Here is a 255-nt window from a genome sequence, read left to right as displayed (position 1 = left end):
ACTTGATTGTGCCGAACGGGTGCTCGACCGTTGAGCGACGCACACTCATAGGAGCGGCGGGGCTACGGCGTCGGGCATTTGAGGCTTCGACCAGATGTTCGTGCTCCCAACGCGAAACCCGTCGCTCGTGCCCCGTGGTGCAACGGCTTTTGAGGGCGCAGGCCTTGCAGGCGTTCGTCCAATAGCGCCGCATCTGGAGGCCCTGCTGTTCGGTCGTGGTGCGATGCGTCAGCGCCTGTCCCGCCGGGCAGCGAT

Annotated in this window: 1 protein-coding gene; it reads right to left on the bottom strand. The window is 65.1% G+C overall.

Features of this window, described 5'->3' with window-relative positions; genetic code table 11:
* Positions 1 to 255: transposase (locus EG885_RS22550; protein WP_207392413.1), on the bottom strand; the 255-nt coding region annotated here is incomplete at both ends.

This window comes from Paracoccus nototheniae, assembly GCF_004335005.1.
Taxonomy (GTDB): domain Bacteria; phylum Pseudomonadota; class Alphaproteobacteria; order Rhodobacterales; family Rhodobacteraceae; genus Paracoccus; species Paracoccus nototheniae.
The sequence above is the reverse complement of the archived record's forward strand: the minus strand, read 5'-3'. Positions and strand labels throughout refer to the sequence as shown.